At 42.6% G+C, this 14195-nt stretch carries 9 protein-coding genes and 1 tRNA gene; 2 read left to right on the top strand and 8 right to left on the bottom strand.

Annotated features, from left to right (window positions below):
- Nucleotides 1–190: 190 nt before the first annotated feature.
- Nucleotides 191–268 (top strand) — tRNA-Val (locus tag DDZ15_RS02175).
- Nucleotides 269–1053: 785 nt separating this feature from the next.
- Here DDZ15_RS02175 and DDZ15_RS02170 read toward each other — a convergent pair.
- From DDZ15_RS02170 to DDZ15_RS02135, 7 genes are all read right to left on the bottom strand, one after another.
- Nucleotides 1054–2886 (bottom strand): hypothetical protein, encoded by a 1833-nt coding sequence (locus tag DDZ15_RS02170; RefSeq protein WP_109644379.1) that lies wholly within the window; start codon nt 2884–2886, stop codon nt 1054–1056.
- A gap of 634 nt (nt 2887–3520) precedes the next feature.
- Nucleotides 3521–3799, bottom strand: coding sequence for a hypothetical protein (locus DDZ15_RS02165; RefSeq protein WP_109644377.1), 279 nt, complete (start codon nt 3797–3799; stop codon nt 3521–3523).
- Nucleotides 3800–3945: 146 nt separating this feature from the next.
- Nucleotides 3946–5166, bottom strand: a complete 1221-nt coding sequence (locus DDZ15_RS02160) for a type III PLP-dependent enzyme domain-containing protein (RefSeq protein ID WP_158278597.1) — start codon at nt 5164–5166, stop codon at nt 3946–3948.
- A gap of 22 nt (nt 5167–5188) precedes the next feature.
- Nucleotides 5189–6772, bottom strand: a complete 1584-nt coding sequence (locus tag DDZ15_RS02155) for a hypothetical protein (protein WP_146198486.1) — start codon at nt 6770–6772, stop codon at nt 5189–5191.
- 506 nt (nt 6773–7278) lie between these two features.
- Nucleotides 7279–8085, bottom strand: a complete 807-nt coding sequence (locus DDZ15_RS02150) for a hypothetical protein (protein ID WP_146198485.1) — start codon at nt 8083–8085, stop codon at nt 7279–7281.
- A gap of 346 nt (nt 8086–8431) precedes the next feature.
- Nucleotides 8432–9679 (bottom strand): hypothetical protein, encoded by a 1248-nt coding sequence (locus tag DDZ15_RS02140; RefSeq protein ID WP_109644367.1) that lies wholly within the window; start codon nt 9677–9679, stop codon nt 8432–8434.
- 418 nt (nt 9680–10097) lie between these two features.
- Complete coding sequence (locus DDZ15_RS02135; RefSeq protein WP_109644365.1) at nt 10098–10475, bottom strand: GxxExxY protein; 378 nt, start codon at nt 10473–10475, stop codon at nt 10098–10100.
- Nucleotides 10476–11336: 861 nt separating this feature from the next.
- On the opposite strand from DDZ15_RS02135, the gene wecB reads away from it, so the two are divergent.
- Nucleotides 11337–12500, top strand: coding sequence for a non-hydrolyzing UDP-N-acetylglucosamine 2-epimerase (gene wecB / locus DDZ15_RS02130; protein WP_109644363.1), 1164 nt, complete (start codon nt 11337–11339; stop codon nt 12498–12500).
- Nucleotides 12501–12852: 352 nt separating this feature from the next.
- Here the strand turns inward: wecB and DDZ15_RS02125 are convergent, their stop codons facing one another.
- Nucleotides 12853–14019 (bottom strand): hypothetical protein, encoded by a 1167-nt coding sequence (locus DDZ15_RS02125; RefSeq protein ID WP_109644360.1) that lies wholly within the window; start codon nt 14017–14019, stop codon nt 12853–12855.
- Nucleotides 14020–14195 lie beyond the last annotated feature (176 nt).

Genomic DNA, 14195 nt, shown 5'->3' with positions numbered 1-14195 from the left:
CGAAAGAAAATGTTTTTTAGAATTGAGATCCTTCTTATCTTTAGAGTCTTGATTCAATCAGGGCAATTAGCTCAGCCCTCCTGCGCCAAGGCTACGGAGGGCAAGCCCACTCCATCGCTAAGGCTTTGGAGGATAGGTCGGTTCCAGGGTTAGTACTTTGGTGAGCGTGCCTGTTTCAGGATAAAGATCAGGGCAATTAGCTCAGTTGGTTTAGAGCACCTCGTTTACACCGAGGGGGTCGGGGGTTCGAATCCCTCATTGCCCACCACATCCAAAGGACAGTTTCTTCATAAAGAGGCTGTCTTTTTTTTTACCGATCAGGCGTCCCGCCGGGACGCTCCTCATTAGAGAATTGAAATCCCGAATTATGGATCAGACCAATGCAGGGGATGGTTCCTGATTAACCTCAGGGATTGCTGTGAAGGCGCTGAGTACGCTGCGTTCTTTGCGCCTCCTCTGCGTACCCTGCGGTAAAAACAGATCCAAATCACCGATTACCAACCGGTTTCACCCAAAAGAAAACCCAATCAGCAATCCCCGCTGCGCTCTTTGCGCTCTCTGCGGTAAAAACTGGCCCAGATTATCAAGTATACACCGGGTTTAGCTAAACAAGCGTAATCAACAATCAGCAATAAAAAGATCACCATTCCCCGCAGTTTCCAGAGCGGTAAAAAGAAGGGTTGAAGACGCAAAATAAGACTAAATTCCAAAAACGGATATGGACGAACGGCATAGATAACCTAAACTGATATGCTGCTTGTAACACTTACCCGACCATTGAGGTGATTAATACATTCAAGCTCGATAGTTTCATCCCGAGCCACCAAACGTTTCTCCGAATTATAAAGGTATTTATGTCAATGTGGGGTTACCGATCAGGCATGCTGCCGGGATGCGTTTCAATCCAGGTTTTTTTACTGAGGATGAGTATAGATATGATTTCGAATCTTCTGAAAAAAGCATAGTTATGACTCGCACCACATTTTTTGTGGACAAAAAAAAGGCAGGCCATAATGACCTGCCTTAACTCTAAAATTAATATTTATGTTAATTCTAGTCGAAGATCACATAATTAGAATCTTCGGTTGTATCGGTTTCAGCCGATGACAAGCGCAGTGAATTTGTAAAGCTGGATATTTTCGCAGCACTTGCAGCAGTTGCATCACATGCACTCGTTCCAACCGCCTCAACTATCCCCGCTGCAATAGAAGATGCGCTAGTAGTAATAGAAAACACAAGCGGATCACCTGTACTTGGGTCGTTGGCACCTGTGAGGTTAGCCAATGCTGATAAATATACATTTGAACCCCCAAATGATGGACCAGTAGCATCAGTTGCAGCTCCATCTGTAGATAATCCTATAACCTGAATACCAAAGGATGTCAGAGCATCAACAGTTTCAATGACACTTGGAGATTCTGACGGTACCGTTGCATTCGGAACAGTATTAGCTGCAGAAGATTTTGCATCTGAAATATCGCCATATCTACTAGAACCAGATGATGAATATACACTACTGCACACAAGCCTTGAGAGTGGCTCTGAGGTTCCAGGTTGCCCTTCAATTGTTGAAGTAAGTGACAATCCAAGTGATGCAGGAACAGGTGCAACTGTACATACATCTGTCGCAAGTATGACGATTTTTTGTGCATCGGTTCGCCATCCTGCACCTCCCAGTGTACCAGATGTTGGCAAGACGTTGGAGGCAAAAGCAGGGACGTCACCACTTGTTCCAGGGCTGGTTTGAGCAGCTAATGATCCTGCGTCACCACTTCCGGTAGTAAGTCCGTCGCCATTTCCATCAAATCCCTCTCCAATTGCTAATTCATAAAGAGCGTGAAGTGCTGTTTCCGGTCCGTCACCACCAAAACCAGGTGCCGTATTACTTAAAGCATCTGAAATCAATGCATCACGAGCTGCTGCACTGCCGGCAACACTCTCTGTAACCAGTGGCTGATTAAGAATAAACGGTCTACCTGTTGTTACTTCTCCTGAAAATCCGGTACCTGGACCACCATAATCTTCAAATCTTGAAACCCCAAAAGCAAAATCTTTATCTGGGAAAGTAGATTCAAGGGTTGAAATAATACTCGGGAAAAGAGCTGCAACGTCATCTACAAAACCAGCAAAACTTCCGGTATCATCGAACAGCAGCATCACATCCACTTTGTTCGGATCAATGGTTCCTTCCTCACACGGATCAGATGGTTCGCCGGGAACAAATACATCCTGCTCATCAGAACTTGTTTCTGCAATGGTTCCGGTTACGCCTTCGAGAAGATATTCATGCTCCGGATCAGAAAACTCACTCATCACTTTCTCAACAACTGCCTTTACAGTTTCTTTGTCATATCTGGGAACACCATCTTGCAGCATGTCAGCAGATAGTTCACTAGCTGTGACTCTATCGACGTTGAATTCTGGTGCAATTCCCATGTCGCCGGCCAATACCCATACAGCTGCCTGAAGATCGTAAATGGATAGGTCCGGGAAAGAAACTTCCAACTCATCGCGAATCAGGAATAAATAATTAAGCGGCTTCCACTTCTCACTGCCTTGAGAAGTGTACCAATTCAGATCTTTATGCTCATCATTGTTTGAACGAATTGTTTTCTTCCATTCCAGACACCATCCACCATGGGTGCCATTTTGCAGGAAAGTGTTCTCGCCAATGCCTTCGATTTCTATTTGGAAATAACTATCGCCTCCTACCTGATCTCCTTTACTAACAAACATGGTAGAATTTGATGCTTCCGGTATAATTTCCAAACCTGTGAAAACGTCGAGTGAGTCCTCAAAGCTTCCACTTGTTGTATTATCACATGCGGTTAGATACAGTGCTCCAATCACTAAGATCAGAAAACTGAGATATAGCTTGCTTCTCATAAGTTACCCCTTTGTTATATTTTAATTGTACCCGAGTTTTTCAGTGATGAGATGAGATTGTACTAGTTTACCCCTATGTATACCAAAAAACTCTTGATGCTCACCTACAGAGTAATGATTGATGCTGCCAATTTGAACTTAAAATTTTCTAATAGCCAATGTAACAACGGGCACAAACTCTTGTTTAAATATTGTTTGTATATGTTATCGAGATTAATAAATTTTAATAATTATGATAAAAAATAGAGCACTCTCTGATAAAATTGAAAAATTTCAAATCATTCATCGAGATTAGGTTGTGCATAGTATTTTGCTAAATATTAGCATGGCTGTTTATTTAGCATAGTCATGTATTTTTTTATTTAAGTGTATATGAATGAATAAAAACAGAATGAAGTTCAAGCAGTTTAAAGGCAGGTATTATTTAATTCCGGGGTGAAAGCGAGTCAAACGCTATTCTTAAAGCATTTCTGTAAAACCCATTGGGTCTCTGGCAGATGGCGGATTGCAAATCACAAAAAGCCCACTATGATGGTCTTGGCATAAGTTCATCAGGTTGATCTTCATTTGAACCTATTCTTTTAACAAAGCTCCAACTATCAAAAAATATGAATCAGGATAACCAATCCGCGACCTAATCTACCCTTCTTGCACGCACATTGTAATTCACATTCTCTGCCGTCCACTCGATCCAGCGCTCCTGCTGCTGCAGAGAACGATCCTCAAGGTAGATATCCGGATCATTCCAGGTCTCCATCACGTCGGAATCCTGCGTCCATATCTTGATGCGCCGGCGTGGCACCTCGGTCTGCCACGAACGACCGTCCACCGGATTGGTGTAAAGCAGCCGTATGGTGATATTACGAGATAGCCGCTCAAGCGGACTGAGGTCAATAGCGCGGAAATCCCTCATCTGCCGGTTGCCTTCTACGTGATACTTCTTGAATGCTTATAATGAGATTATATTGACTATTCATATGAAATTAAACTTGATTCAAGTAGCTTTAATAATAAATTATGAGTAAGCGAAGCTTTATTGATGTTTATTTATTTTTTTGACTAATCAGCTTTGAGAAAAGGATTCCAACTCTTAGAAACCTTTTTGATTTTCGAATCGTGTATTTGATCTACAAAAAGTGCAGGAATATTTCTTGAGCAGTGCCTTGACCATAGGCCGTAAGTATTAGCACCCGTTGACTTTATGACAATGAAGTCGCCTTCTTCTAATAAAGGTAATTTATAATTCCTTGATAAATAATCTCCGTTAAAACATAATGGTCCAGCTATATCATAAATTTTTTCTTTTCCTTCTTTAAGATTTCCTGAAGAGTCCAAACATATTAGTTTTAATTCTTTATCAGGAGCATAGGTATTACGAACAAACATATCTGCACCAATATGGATGTAACAAATAGCCTTTTCCTCAAAATTTCTAATGTATTCCACCCTGGAAAAAGTTACTCCTTGATGCTCATGTACCCATTGGCCAAATTCAGTAATAATTTTAAATTTGGAACTTAATTCTGGAACGTCTTCTTCAATTGATTTTACATACTTTTTAATGAAACCCATGGATTCAGAATTGCTATCACCTGCAGATAGTCCGCCTCCAATATTAATTGTGTCAATTTTTTGACCAAGACTTTGATTTATAAGACCGGCAAGATCTACAACCCGTTTAATAGCATTAAGTGGTCTGCTAAGATCAGTTTCTTTTGATCCGACATGCATGTGTAACTGAGAGATGGAATGTTCCTTAACTGCTTTAAAAATGAGGTCGGTTTTGTTTATAGGCACACCAAATTTAGAGTATTTCCCACTTACATCATACAAATTAAAAGTTTCTCCGCTTACGAGTGGATTAATTCGGAGTCCAAGATTGAAATTATTTTTTTTTGGGATCCTTTGAAGTTCTTCAAGACAATTTGCATTTAATATTAAACCGGAGAACTTTTTCGAAGCATACTCAATCTCGTTTCTGGTTTTTACTGGTGAATTATAAATGATTTTTTGAGGTTCAATCCCAGTTTTAGCAGCCAACAGGACTTCTTGTAATGATGCAGCTTCAAGACCATAGCCCCAATCGCTAATTTTTTTTAAAATATACGGATGAGGGTTAGTCTTTATTGCTACCGAGTGTAAAGATTCAAAACCGTTAAATGTATTTGACAGGTAATTGAGTCTGTACTTTAAGTTCTGTATTGAGTAGTATAGAAAAGCGTCATCTCTCTGATCTAACTTACTAGATTTATGTATTTCCTTCCATATTTCTGAAGCCACTAAGATTTGGTGCAGATTGTCATTATGCTTGCTCATTTACCAATAGATTACTTCTAAAAAAACTTTTGATTATTTTAAAATTATCAAGAATAAGTTCCAGCTTCTTTTGGATGAAATCCATATCAGACTTTATCCGCATGTAAACAAGCTCATCATCTAGCATCGCTATCTCACTGATTAGATTGGAGCTTAAAGCGAGTCGAAAAGTACCTAACCATTGATTATTTTTATTCTTTGCCACTTTAACCGGTTGTCCAATTCGAATCGGTGTATGAGCTATTTTTGATTCAGACGCGATTATATCAGACAAGTCTGTGTACATAGCTTGATAGACAATTTTGGCATCATCATGTGTAAAAATATTATGTTCCGGTAGAGAAACAGTAAAAGTAAGGATGGAATTAATTTCATAAGGGCTTCTGGTTGAAATAGGCACCTTGTAGGCATTTGTTTGTGTAGCTATTTCAACAAGGTTGAAAAACCTTGAATTATGAATCATTTCCTTAGCTATCAAATTGAAAGCATTAATTACAAACTCAATTCTAGGATTTGGTACCTCAAATATTTTATTCATTTCAAATATTGCAGCCTGCCATCGAAGTAACAGTCCAACATTTATTTCTGTAGATAAATATTCATTTATAAAGGACCAACTTTCAGGAAACTCATATCTTGTAAAGAAATCTTTTAAACCTACAGGAAAATGATTCCATTTTTTAATTCTAGATGACATGATTTCAGGCATTATAAGTGCACCGGCAAATGGTGGGCAAGAGTAAAACTTAGAGCCGGTGATCAGAATTGCTGCACCATGAGACAAATACTGGTTCATAATGTGTATAGAAATTCTCCCCTGGCATGCATCCACAACAGTGTCAATTTTATCCTTGTACTTTTCTTGCAGACTTTTGAAAACTTTAAATGATGGTACAATGAGCCCAGTTTTTGACCGGTGGATAATATGCAGAATAGGCCTTTTTCCTTGAGAAAAAGCACTTTTAATTTCGTGGTCGAGTTTTTCTTCAATCTTCGTGTCGTTTTCTACAGAACCATCAGGATTTCGAACTTCAATGTTTTTGAATGAAATAATTTTTTGTGAAAAACCAGCGATGGAATCGCCAATATTACATTTTAAACCTAATGGTAAAATTTCAGAAAAATAGCGGCCTTGTGCTGCGTTAAAAGCCCCACTACCAACTTCATTTGCTTCAATAAGAATGTTGTGGGCACTTTTTTCTGGAGAAGACATTGCCCCTGCAAGAACGAGCAATTCGAGATCAGTTCCCGAGGAACCAAGTATGACATCTGCGCTTTTTGGAAGCTTATAAAAATCACTAATCTTTTTTCTTATGAATTTAAACTCATCGCTTAAAAAAAAGAGATCACCGGATTCATTGTAAAGATTACGAAGTTTATGAAGGTAAGATTCCACAAATGCGTATGCAGAATATGAAATTGTATTACTTGTGCATGAAGAGTAGGAAATGCTGTAATCAGGGATTGGACTGCATCCGTATTTGTTAAGACCACTGCTTTCTTCTAAAGTGATCCTGGCGTCTCCGCCCTGAGACATAATTTCAGTCGATGTAAAATCTAAAATACCCAAATTAAATAGTCTTAGTTAGTAAATCTGAATGATATCTATTATAAACTTTATAAAGTATATCGGATAGTTATATGTGTACAATGTTTCTGAGGCATTTCTAATTATAAAAGATGCTAGAGTTCAAGATTTAGTTAAATTTTTTCGAATTAGATAGAAATCTTGCTCCATTGCTTTGAGCAAAGAAATGAGAAAGGTAATCTAAAATTAAACATAGTTTTTGGTTAGAAAATCCTCTGCTGGCGACTCAGAATGAATGGTGAGATTTAAGCGGGGTATTTAAATAATTAGAAGAAGACTAGGGCGTTTGCTAAATCCAAGCAATCGTAATTAGTACTTGCAAAAAGGGATATTTTTTGAATTCAGGTGAGACCAATGGACATTCCTCGATTTTCGAGTGACCTTTGTAAAGATAAGAAACAGACTACCAATTGGCTGCTGAATTCACGTTAATTGAACCCAACCTTTAATTACTAAACAACAATCGCCCCTCAACAATCAAAAAACCCTCAGTCTACCCTCCGGGCTCGGACATTGTAATTCACATTCTCTGCCGTCCACTCAATCCAGCGCTCCTGCTGCTGCAGGGGTCGATCCTCGAGGTAGATATCAGGGTCGTTCCAGGTTTCCATCACGTCGGAATCCTGCGTCCAGATCTTGACGCGCCGCCGTGGCACCTCGGTCTGCCACGAACGTCCGTCCACCGGATTGGTGTAGAGCAGCCGTATGGTAATATTACGGGATAGCCGCTCAAGCGGACTGAGGTCAATCGCGCGGAAATCCCTCATCTGCCGGTTTCCCTCTACATGATAGTCAGGAATCCCGTCGCTCAGCATCACCACCGAAATTGGACGAAGCACCAGGTTGTGGTTCTCCACGGTACGGGCAATATGTTCAAAGAAGGCGTTGAAATCGGTGATCGGGTCCAGCTGATCCGTTGGGAAGAGCTCATAGAGCAGCTCTTCAATCTCCTCTACCGACTTATTCTGAAACGTCTGGATTGGGTAGAAGGTCTTGGGCTGATCAACGTCCGCGCCCCCGATGGGAGCCACAAAGAGAACATTCGGCTCTTCAAATCCGCCCACTCCGTTCAGGTGCGAGTAGATGTAGTGGGCCAGGAATGACATGGAGTTCTCAAAATAGTCGCTGTTCACGAAGGATCCGCTGATATCAATCCCCACAAACATGGACATGCGCGGGTTGGGTTCACTGTTTGTGCTGCATCCGGGCATAAACAGAATGAAAAGCACTCCGGCTAAAAAGATAGACGGCAGTGACGGTCCTGGTTTGAAAGTTCGTGATACATGTACATTCATGACAGAAAGTGGTTTGTGGAGGGTTTTTGATGTAAGTCCGAAAATGGTGTTTTGAACAAAGATACTCCCCTCCTTTCCAAGGAGGGGCCGGGGGTGGTTAACGTGATTGGCAAATACTAAGGGCTTTGTAATAAGCTATTCAGTCTAACCCAACCACCCCTAAATCCCCTCCTTGCGAAGGAGGGGACTATCGACTTGCCTAAATCAAGTACTTGATATCAATTTCATATTCATGATTGCGTAATCTGGAAAATGGCAAAATCGTATCATCGTTTAAGAATCAACAGACTGTCCGGACTGGCAGGATGATTAAGCATCCCCGCCCGGACAGTCTTGATGTGATCCGCTACGACTCAGCAGGAGCCGCGGGCTTTAAATCTGCGCGTTTTTCCGCTGCCGCCTTAAGCATTTCGGACGAATCACGGATGTCGTCCAGTTTCTTGATCGGGGTGTTGAACAGGTGGCTGCCCGTCACAAGAAGCGTGCAGAAATTGATGGCGGCTGCAATCACCTGCAGCGGCGGCAGGATGAACGATGACAAAAGCAGATCGCCCTTCTCCTGCACCCAGTCCACATCCTTTTTAAGCGATTCGATCAGCTCATTTGAGAGATCCGCACCAAAGCCGTCATCGGTCTTTTTGCCTTTTTTGGGCGTTTTGGCTTTTTCCGCCAGCTTAATGCCTTCGCCCTGAATCACCGCCATGATGGTCGGGGTACCGTGTGAGGCAAAGAGGAACCACGACAGACTCCGGATACCGAACCACATGAATGCGGAGACGGCCAGGATGCCGGTCATCGTAATGCTGAAATCGTTCGCATAGAGTGCAAACCACGGAACCAGTGCATCCACGAACTCGCGATAGAGGAACACCACCTCAACCAGAAGCACGATCACCTCAATGGCGAAAATCCCGGCAATCTGGTAGATGTTTTTCTCCTTGAAGGAGTCCACGAACGTGGAGAGCACCGCGTAGCTTCCCAATACGATAAAAAACAGAAACGCAAAAAGCGGAATGCGCACAAACGCCATGGAGAGCTGCTCTCCGGTGATGTTGGATAGAGTGTCCACCACAAGCGGTGTGGTTACATAGGTAAAGATGGTGGCTTCGATCAGCACCCAGAAGAGGGTCAGAACCACCGCAATCCACGGGATGTTGGATTCCACAACCTTCTTTGAAGCTCCGCCAAACAGCCTGAAAGGCATGAACAGGATCGACTGGATCACAAACCAGATACTCAGGATCAACACCTTGAACAGCTCAAGAAGCGCGATCACCAGGTTGAAAAAGAACTGCAGAATCCCTCCCCAGAAGGAGAAGATCGATTTACCCAAATCCCACCAGGTGATAAAGATAGAGGTGACATACTCCTTGCGGTTCTGCCTGAAAATGACGGATAAAAAAGCAGGAATGGTCACCCAGCATCCCAGGATAATAGCCAGGGCAGGCAGGAGAAGGAAGAGCCGCTTGAGGGTCATTACAACGAGTGTATCGCCACCGGCCCAGGAAAACTCCAGGAACGCCTGTTGAAAGTAAAGGGGAAACAATAGGATATAGATCAGAATTTTGGAAATACCATCCACATTGGTAAGCATAGAGAGACCTCCCGTATCGGATCGCGCTTAGACGAACCGTTATTTGAATTTAATAGAACGAATTACCCACGTTCGATTGATTGCTAAATAAAAACACACACATAAATGCATGCAGAACTGCTATTTTGATTCTGCATCGATGTAAGGAGAGGCGGGGAGGGGAGGTGTTACATGAAATTAGAAGAGTGTGCCTTCGATGCAATGGTGATCGGTCTTGTTGGTAGATGAGGTAGTTATATGTGTGAATTTTTACCCAGGACGACATTTAAACTGGAAAACCTGAATTGTGCCGGATAAACCGCGGCGTAAGCGGAGAATGCGCAGTGAACGCAGCGCTCTCTGCGCCAACTCAGCGTACGCTGCGGTAAAACCGGGTAGACTTTGATTGTTGCCAACATTTTAGCCAATTGGCAAATACCTATAACCCATTCACCACCCTCCGGATACCTTGCTTGAGAAGTTTGACATTAAAATTTAGCAGATACCCCAGTTTGTTCTCTGTCAGCTTCAGGTACGTGAGCACCTGCGCAAGGTGAATATCATTCAGTGCATCCACCGCTTTTATCTCAATGATTACTTTTCGGTTCACCCACAAATCAATTCTGTATCCGCACGGCAGGTGTACATCCTTATAAACCACCGGCAGGGATGCCTCGCGAATCACATCAAGACCGGCCTGTTTAAGTTCGTAATCCAGGCATGCCTGATAGGTGGATTCAAGCAACCCTGGGCCTAACAGATTATGAACGGATAAAGCGGATTGGATCACAATATCCCCTATTTGATTTTCATGCATCACTGTTTCTCTCCCTTATGATTAAACACATGCTATTAGTATGAACGGGGAATCTTGAGTTCCTTACAGATTTAGAGAAAAGATTCTCGGTTGAGAACCGATATTGCCAATATATGGGACTCAGTGGTTTGTTAACCGCCGGGAGCGCGGAGAAGGCGCTGTTTTCGCTGTGTGAAATAAATCCGTAACCCACTCACCGCGTCCTCTGCGAAACCCCTGCGTTCACCGCCGTTACAAGTGGATAGATCCTGATTTATAGACTATATAGAGTTCCCGAACCGATCCTCCGGTAGCTTCACTCCGGAATCTGATGATCACCGGATGATCTGCAGGCGGAGAGAAAGATATGTGATGGACGATGAGCCATGAGTGATGTAAGAAGTTTTCGGAATAAGGAGGTTTTCGCTTTTATCAACTCCTTAGCTTGAAGCCTTGTGCATGCGCCCTGGTTGTAACACCGGAATTGTTGAATCTTATTAGCCCGGTGCGAAGCGCCGGTTTATGCGAGGATCATATTTTCAACCCCGAGGCTCGATTTTGAACAACGTCCGTAATGAATTCGAGGGGATTATTGGAAAAGCATGCAAGTGATTAACCTTATCGTGTCCTGCGAGTATTGATTATAACTAAAACACCCATCGTTATTAGTTGTTTCACGGTTTATGGAAGAACGAGTGGATAGATACTTGTCCCAACATACAAATGCACGCATGATGCAATTTGATTATTCGTACACATATTCATTACAATAAACCTCTTAGATCAACACCTTAATCAGTTCTAACACAAATCCGTTTTAACCGCTCGGAATCATGTGGTATTTTGTTGTCAATCTAATATATAAACTGACTGACGAATAACATGCTGATAGATATCATCGCAGGGGCGAGGCCGAACTTTATGAAAATAGCCCCGATCATTAAAGCTATCGAAAAAGCCAATAAAGAATCAGGAGAGGCGAAAGGATCTGAACACTTTCTTGAATACCGGCTCATACATACAGGTCAGCACTACGACCGAAACATGAGCGGCGCGTTCTTTGAACAGCTCGGCATCCCCGAACCGCATATGAACCTGGAATCGGGCTCCGGTACCCAGGCCGAACAGACCGGCCGCATCATGACCCGCTACGAAGAGGTACTCATGGACCGGAAATCCGATCTCTGCATGGTTGTGGGCGATGTAACCTCCACTATGGCATGCTCCATTACCGCGAAGAAGATGGGAGTGAAGATAGCCCATGTAGAGGGCGGTATCCGCTCGCGCGACTGGACCATGCCCGAGGAGATTAACCGTGTGGCGACGGACAGCATTACCGATTTCTTTTTTACCACATCCGAAGTGGCCAATAAAAACCTGAGGAATGAAGGAGTAAGCGATGAACAAATTTTCTTTGTCGGAAATACTATGATCGATACGCTTCTAGGAAACCTGGAAAGACTGGAAAAGCCGGGCGTTGTGGATGAGCAGAATCTTTCAGAAGGCAGCTACTTTGTTATGACCCTCCACCGTCCCGCCAATGTGGATGAAGAGCGCAAGCTGAAAGATCTGGTCGAAAACATCGTGGAGGGTGCAGAGGATGAAAAGATTATCTTTCCGGTACATCCCCGAACCCGGAAAATCCTGGACGGCCTGGGCATTTCCCATCCGAACCTGATTTATACCGATCCTCTGGGCTATCTGCAGTTTATCTGGCTGGTGAAGTATTCTCGCGCTGTCATCACCGATTCAGGAGGAATTACGGAAGAGACAACGGTAATGGGAATCCCCTGCCTGACCCTTCGTGACAATACCGAGCGCCCCGAAACCATTACCCAGGGAACCAATGAGCTGATCGGTACCAACCCTGACTCGGTAAAACCAGCTCTCCAAAAACTGATGTCGGGCAGCTGGAAATCAGGATCCATCCCCGAAAAATGGGACGGCAAGGCCGCGGAACGAATTGTGGGACACATCCAGGCCCTTATGCAAAACGGAAGCCTGAAGCCTCACCAACCCTTTGTGGATGAAGAGCTGATGATGTGATGCAGGTTTAATTAGCAGTGGTTTTTCCTCATACTTTTCGAGGGTTTTGCCAGTAATTATGATCAGAGTAAAGGGCTGGAGCTAGTATAAACGCAGAGGGCGCCGCAAATATGCGGCGAGCGCTTCGGTAAAGAAGTCAGGTTTTCATTACAAACGAAAATGTCGTGATGTAAAAATGAATCTCGAATCAGGTACAGAAGTCGACATTCTGAGTACTAGATTCCAATGGGAAAGAACCTGTCCAGATAGTTGTATAAAGTATTGGCACTGTGAGAACCGGAAACAAAAAAAGGGCGCTGAATATTTCATCAACGCCCAGTTAAAATTTGAAATTGGTTGAGAGATTAAGCGATCAATCCGATAGATAACCAGACATAACAGCATGTGCAATAACGTAAACATCACCATCTAGTCCGTTCACTTCATAAATAACTTCTGTTTCAGTGATTGAAACAACATCATCATTGCTTGCATATTGGCCCGGAGCGAGAGTAATTCTGCCATTTCTTAACCTTGGTAGCGGGTGATTGCTCACATGTAAATGAGTTTCAAGAAAAGATGTGCCATCTGAAGCTGTGAATGTTACGGACGCTTTTCCATCATTATAATCGATCTTAACATCACCCGAATACTGTCCTTTTGAAAGATTGCACAATCCAGCACCTGCATACAGCGGAAATTCATACTCGCCTTCCTCAAGTTTACCGTTTGTCCATCCCCATCTTGCCGGAGCGCGAAACGGGCTTTCAGGGAAACAGTTGGCATAACCATCCAATCCCGGAATGCCCGCAATACCGGCATAATCGGCATCATGATTACCACCGTATGCGAATGCTGTTTCATCACATGGGGTAATAAGTGATTGTGTGTCTTTATCCGTACCTATTACACACATGGTTTTTTTCTTTTTGAATGACCAAAAGTCTGCGGATCCGTCAAATCCCTCAACAGTTTTAGCTGAACTTCTATTTAAAACAGCATCCACGATAAACTGCACCTTTTCTTTGTCAAAATTAGCCTGTCCATTGCTTCTGACTTCTTCAGGCAGTTCACTAACCGGCATATTCATGTCAAAATCCTGGAATGGAGCAAGAACCCAAATTGCCACCTGGATTTCGCGCCAGGTCAGCTCAGGATCATTGTTCATGAGTTCATTTTTTATTGAAAATAAGCGATTTATATCTGCAAACTTTTCATCATCTTCTGTTGAATAGACACCCACCTCTTCATAAATAGCATCGTTTCTGCTGATTGGGTCTTTCCACGCAATACAGTAAGCTTCACGCTCACCATTTGAAATCAGCGTATTCCATTCAACATTTTGTATGTCGACAGTGAAATTGCTGGTAGTGCCATTGTTTACCCGTACGGATGCATTTTCTGCTCCTTCTATTGCGGTAACATTAGGAACAGGTTCAAGTGATTCATCAAGTGCTTTTTCTGATGTCACATCACATGCTACAAATGTGATAATCGTAAAAGCAAGAACTAATAGTGCAAGTATACCCCTGTAAAGCATTATAGTATCCCATTAATAGTTTTTGTTATTGGTTCGATCAAACTCTTTTCTCATTATACATCTGTGACTTTTGCGGAAAAGCAGTAATATCAAATATTAAAAAATTTTTGAATGCGCTAAATTAATAGTCTCTAATAAATATTTTACAGGTATTGGATTCATTTACGAAAAAAAGG

The sequence above is a fragment of the Rhodohalobacter mucosus genome (assembly GCF_003150675.1).
GTDB lineage: Bacteria > Bacteroidota > Rhodothermia > Balneolales > Balneolaceae > Rhodohalobacter > Rhodohalobacter mucosus.
Note: the sequence above shows the minus strand (reverse complement) of the source record. Positions and strands in the feature narration are given on the sequence as shown.